At 41.4% G+C, this 3,467-nt stretch carries 3 protein-coding genes; 2 read left to right on the top strand and 1 reads right to left on the bottom strand.

From position 1 onward, the window contains the following. Positions 1–143: 143 nt before the first annotated feature. Positions 144–1,763: an ABC-F family ATP-binding cassette domain-containing protein gene (locus GCCT14_RS03970; RefSeq protein WP_108624327.1), complete on the bottom strand. Its 1,620-nt coding sequence runs from the start codon at positions 1,761–1,763 to the stop codon at positions 144–146. Between the two features lie 70 nt (positions 1,764–1,833). Here GCCT14_RS03970 and GCCT14_RS03975 point away from each other — a divergent pair, with 70 nt between their 5' ends. Continuing rightward, positions 1,834–2,754, top strand: coding sequence for a tyrosine-type recombinase/integrase (locus GCCT14_RS03975; RefSeq protein WP_108624328.1), 921 nt, complete (start codon positions 1,834–1,836; stop codon positions 2,752–2,754). 57 nt (positions 2,755–2,811) lie between these two features. Further along, a partial coding sequence (locus tag GCCT14_RS03980) for a COG1470 family protein (protein WP_157952596.1) occupies positions 2,812–3,467 on the top strand: 656 nt, incomplete at its 3' end.

Genomic DNA, 3,467 nt, shown 5'->3' on the forward strand with positions numbered 1-3,467 from the left:
GCAAAAATCCATTCCTCCTTGGATGATTCTTTAGGAGCTGCTCGAAGGTTCTGGTGACAGAACCTCTAGAGGAATGACAGTCCGATTTCTTTATGAAATCGACAGGATCCGGCTTATCTTCTTCCCGGTGCACATTTTCATCTTTATCTATTTTTGTGTCCTTTTTTGGCACTGTTCCACTCTTCGAATGTTCCAGAAAAGAATTTCACTTTGGTTTTTTCAATAGAGATAACCTTGGTGCCTACATTCTCAATCAGATCCCTATCGTGTGAGGAGACTATTACAGTTCCTTTGTAATCTCGAATGGCTTGAGTTAAAGCGATAACAGATTCTATATCCATGTGGTTATTTGGCTCGTCTAGTAGTAGTAGATTATGTTCTTGAAGAGTGATATGAGAAAGAATGAAACGAGCTGTCTCTCCCCCTGAAAGAGATCTAATAGTTTTTTTTGGCGCATCACCAGAAAAGATCATCCTACCCAAGGCCTCTCTCAACATCTGATCTGTGGCTGAGGGATTGTGATTTCGTAACCAAGAAATCATAGGCATATCGAGATCACCTTTAGTGACGTCAAAAGCATCAAAATGATTTTGTGGGAAATATAGTGGAAGAACATTATGGCCAAGTTCCACTGCACCCTTTGTTGGTTGAATGATGCCCGCAAGAAGTTTGATCAGTGTGGTTTTACCTGCTCCGTTATTACCGATTACTACAATTCGATCACCTCGTACCACTTCTATGCAAACCTTTGATAGAACTGTCCCCTGACCATAATCGAATTCAACATGTTCGAGAAGAAGTACTCTTTCACCTGAAGTCTTCTTTGATTCTACAAAACGAATATAAGGTCTCTGGATATTTGATTTCTTCAATGCCTCTGGCTGGAGACGTTCAATCTCTCTCTCTCTGGAACGAACTTGACTAGCTCGTGTTCCTGCTCCAAATCTAGCCACGAATTGACGAAGCTGAGCTATTTTTTTGGATTTAGCTTTTACATCAGCTTCTGTTTGCGAACGAGCAGACGTTTTAGCAAATACCATCGAATCGTAGTTTCCTGGATAGAGAATGACTGTTTCGTAATCTATGTCTGCTACATGGGTAGCAACTGAATTCAGAAAGTGACGGTCATGGCTTGTTAAGACGACCACTCCTGGATAGTTATTCAAGAAATTTTCAAGCCAACCGATAGTTTCCAGATCGAGAAAATTAGTCGGCTCATCTAAAAGAAGTGCATCTGGAGAGCCAAAAAGTGCCTGGCAAAGAAGAACACGAAGTTGTATGTCAGTTGGGACGTTCTTTAAAGGTTGATCGTGAAGAGATTGGTCAATTTGCATGCTTGTGAGCAGAGATTCTGCAGCTGGTTCAGCACTATACCCATCCTCTTCGCAAATGATGTCTTGTAACTGGGCTATTCGCATCCCATCTTCCTGCGATGGATTCTCCTTCTCGTACAGTAGATCGATTTCACAAAGTGCATTTGCTAGTCGAGAATTCCCTTGGATTACAACCTCTTTAAGAGTCATCTCCTTAAAGGGACCAGTGTTTTGGTATAGCATTCCAATTCGTTCAGGGCAGGAGATGGTGCCAGTTACAGGCTTTTCTCGTTTCATGATAATCTTCAAAAGTGTCGACTTCCCAGATCCATTTGGGCCAGTCAAAGCGTAACGATTACCAGGAACAAACGAAAGATTGACGTCTTCGAAGAGGATTTGTCCTCCGAATTGCATGGAAATATTTTCTAAGACAACGGCTTGACCTTTCATTTCTTTCCTTCGCGAACAACCGTTACTGAAGCACTTCCTAGGGTCAGATATCTCACTGAGGAGAGATCGTATGTTTCTTTCGGAAGCACTTTCACTCTATCTTAATTTTCTTGCCCTAAAAGGTTGTTCCAAAGAAACGCTTCGGGCATATCGATCAGACCTGTCCCAATTTTTTTCCTGTTTAGAAAAACAAGATTCCCAAAAGCTCGGAGAAGTCGAAACCATTCAGATCAGACGTTTCATCGGAAGCTTGACATGCTCCCAAAGGGCTATTTGTCGTAAGTTATCTGCTCTTCGCTCATTTTTTCGTTACCTTGAATCAACCGGAAAACTGGACAGGAATCCGATTTGTGATCTTCCTTCTCCAAAAACTCCGCAACGTACATTGCGGTTCTTAGAACGCGAGCAACTAAAAAGCATTGTATCTATTCCGGACGTTTTCACCAAACAAGGGTTAAGAGATCGAGTAATTTTTGAAGTTTTGTATAGTTCTGGATTACGTGTGAGTGAATTAACTAATTTGTCTTGGGAAGATATAGATCTCAGACGGCGTGTTGTCTGCATCATAGGGAAAGGGGCGAAGGAGAGAATGGTTCCCCTTACATTTGGAGCTGTGGCGTGGCTGAAACGTTTGCAAATGAGCAGCCAATCCATTGGATATGTTTTTCTAAATAGATTCGGGAAACGTATATCATCTAGATCAATAGGTAGGCTTGTTAAGAAATGGGCAGTGAAAGCAGGAGTATCTTCTTCTGTGCATCCACATATGATTCGTCATACTATTGCTACACGATGGATGGAAAGTGGTATGGATCTGCGTATCATTCAATCTTTGTTAGGTCACAGTACGATTCGTACAACAAGTCTCTACACTAGAGTCTCCCTTGCTTTTCGTCGAGAACAGATGAAAAGGTGTCATCCATTAGAGATTTTTAAGAAGGTCATGGAAGGAGACCAAGATCGTGTTGTAAGGTGCCCCGATAAAGATTAAATGTTTTGAGGGCAAAGCATGAGATGGTGGGCTTTCTTCTTAAGCTGGCTCGTCTGTATGAGTGGAATTTCGTATGCTCAAGATACGTTGAGAGGGCGTTCTCTTGATCCAGTGATTCTTGCGCTTCCGGGGAAGGCTGTCCGTGTTCGTTTGTGGTTTGCTTGTTCCAGTTACGATGATCGTCCTTATACCTGCGAAACGTCGTGTCCGCCAAATTGGAGAATCATTCAACAACCTCAAGAGTTGCCTCCAGGTCCTTTTTCAGGACGCATTGAAATTGCTTTCTTTATGATACCGCATGATACCCCGCAAGGGATATATCCCATTGTGTTCTCAATATATTCATCCGACGGAATTAGAGTTCTAGATATTCCTGTTAGTGTAGAGGTCTTGGAACAAGTGTCTATAGAAACACATTTAGGTTTCGTTCCATTTTACATAGATCCAGAAGAAGGGTTACGTTTTACATTTTCCGTTCACAATACAGGAAACGTTTACCGTGAAATAATACCTCGTCAACAGCTTACTTCAATTAAGCAGGAAGTTGAATTTTCACCTGCCACGTTTGAACTTGCATCTAATGAAGAGAAAGAAATTTCAGTTCAAATCAAGTTTAAAGAGAGAATTGTTGTTGCTAAAACGTTCGCCTTCACAATTTATTTGGAAGACCGTTTAACAGGAGATTCTTTAAACACATTTCTTGTTACTACAAA

It is taken from the genome of Candidatus Similichlamydia epinepheli, assembly GCF_003056015.1.

Bases quoted from the DNA above. Each gene is read 5' to 3' on its own strand.
- GCCT14_RS03970 (WP_108624327.1), bottom strand. From the start codon at position 1,763: ATGAAAGGTCAAGCCGTTGTCTTAGAAAATATTTCCATGCAATTCGGA.
- GCCT14_RS03975 (WP_108624328.1), top strand. From the start codon at position 1,834: ATGTTTCTTTCGGAAGCACTTTCACTCTATCTTAATTTTCTTGCCCTA.